This is a genomic window from Polynucleobacter sp. 39-46-10, assembly GCF_002282275.1.
The window spans coordinates 1-1,861 of record NZ_NCJB01000404.1; the positions used below are offsets into that span (position 1 = coordinate 1).

The 1,861-nt window shown below is 44.3% G+C and carries 2 protein-coding genes; both read right to left on the minus strand.

Features of this window, described 5'->3' with window-relative positions:
* Positions 1-76 precede the first annotated feature (76 nt).
* Positions 77-502, minus strand: a complete 426-nt coding sequence (locus B7X71_RS16150; RefSeq protein ID WP_215302482.1) for a CopD family protein — start codon at positions 500-502, stop codon at positions 77-79.
* A gap of 50 nt (positions 503-552) precedes the next feature.
* On the minus strand, positions 553-1,839 hold the full coding sequence (locus B7X71_RS16155; RefSeq protein WP_293599189.1) for a glutamate-5-semialdehyde dehydrogenase: 1,287 nt from the start codon (positions 1,837-1,839) through the stop codon (positions 553-555).
* Positions 1,840-1,861 lie beyond the last annotated feature (22 nt).

Consider the following 1,861-nt stretch of genomic DNA (forward strand, 5'->3'; position numbering starts at 1 on the left):
TCTCATTGGGCTAGCAATCTAAAAAGGTGAAATAAAAAATCATCAAAACAATTAAACAATTACTTAGGTATCAGCATTAAGGCTTGATCACGACTAAGGCTGTCACGATCAATAAAAGGATGACAGGCACTTCATTAAACCAGCGATACCAAACTCCAGAGCGGGCATTAACACCATTACGGAACTTTTTGAGCAAGCCCCAACAAGCATGGTGGTAACCAATAACCAAGATAACAAAGAAAAATTTGGCATGCATCCAAACCTCACCGGCACCAATCTTAAAATGCAGCCAAAGTGTCAGGCCCAACAAGACTGCAGGTACTGCCAAAATGGTCATAAAACGAAAGAGGCGATCAGCCATGCCGAGAAGACGTGCATAGACTTCAGGATTTTTCTCATCCGCTAGGTTCACAAAAATACGTGGGAGATAAAACAAGCCTGCAAACCAAGAGGCAATCAAAACAATGTGAAGTGTCTTAGTCCATAAATATGCATTACCCATGATGAATAGTCTCCGTTAGGTATTTTTTATCGTTCTTGAATCGGGATTGATTAAGTACGAATTTCGCCATGGCCCATGACGATGTATTTGAGGGAAGTCAAACCATCCAAACCTACAGGGCCACGAGCATGTAATTTGTCATTGGAAATGCCAATCTCCGCACCAAGTCCGTACTCAAAACCATCGGCAAAACGCGTGCTGGCATTGACCATTACGCTGGCACTATCGACTTCTCGCAAAAAACGATTCGCTTGAGCCTGATTGTTAGTAATGATGGCATCAGTATGTTTACTGCCATATTGCTCAATATGACCCATTGCCTCATCCATATCCGCAACCGTCTTAATCGACAAAATCGGCGCTAAATATTCTGTCTGCCAATCTTCTTCAGTGGCATTGACTAAGCCTCTAAAACCAGCCGCCTCAAGCGTATTTCGGGTTTGGTCATCAACACGTAATTCCACACCCTTGTCTTGGTAAATCTTACAAAGAGCTGGCAAAACTTGCGGCGCAATATTCTTGTTGACCAGGAGTGTTTCCATCGCATTGCAAGGCGCATAGCGTTGGGTCTTGGCGTTATCGCAAACCTTAATCGCCATCGCGATATCTGCGTCAGCATCAACATAGGTATGGCAGATGCCATCCAAATGCTTAATCATCGGCACGCGTGCTTCTGCCATCAATCGGGCAATTAAACTTTTGCCACCGCGTGGCACGATCACATCAATGTATTCGGTCATGGTGATCATTTCGCCAACAGCAGCGCGATCTGTAGTGGTCACAACTTGAACTGCATCCATTGGCAAATTAGCTGCATCCAAACCTTCTTGAATCAATTGCGCCAATAAGGCATTTGAGTCAATCGCCTCTGAGCCACCACGCAAAATCACTGCATTACCTGACTTTAAGCAAAGAGCTGCGGCATCAATTGTCACATTTGGACGAGACTCATAAATAATGCCAATCACACCGAGTGGAACACGCATCTGACCGAGTTCAATACCAGAGGCCTGTTTTTGCAATGGCGTTATTTTTCCAATCGGATCTTCCAAAGAAATAATTTGCTCTAAACCCAATGCCATAGACTCAATCGTCTTGGGAGTCATGGTGAGGCGGTCAATAAAGGCGGCGTCTTGCCCATTGGTTTTTGCGCGAGCAACATCAAGCGCATTCACACGCTGAATTTCTTCAGCACGCTCACGAACCAACTTGGCGATATGCAATAAGGCTTTATTTTTCTGTTCGCTAGATGCCCGCGCCATTGAGCGTGATGCCTGACGAGCACGTCGGCCAATATCTTGCATCATTTGCTGAATGGTATTTGTTGAATTACTCATATATTTACTATGTCAAAATTAA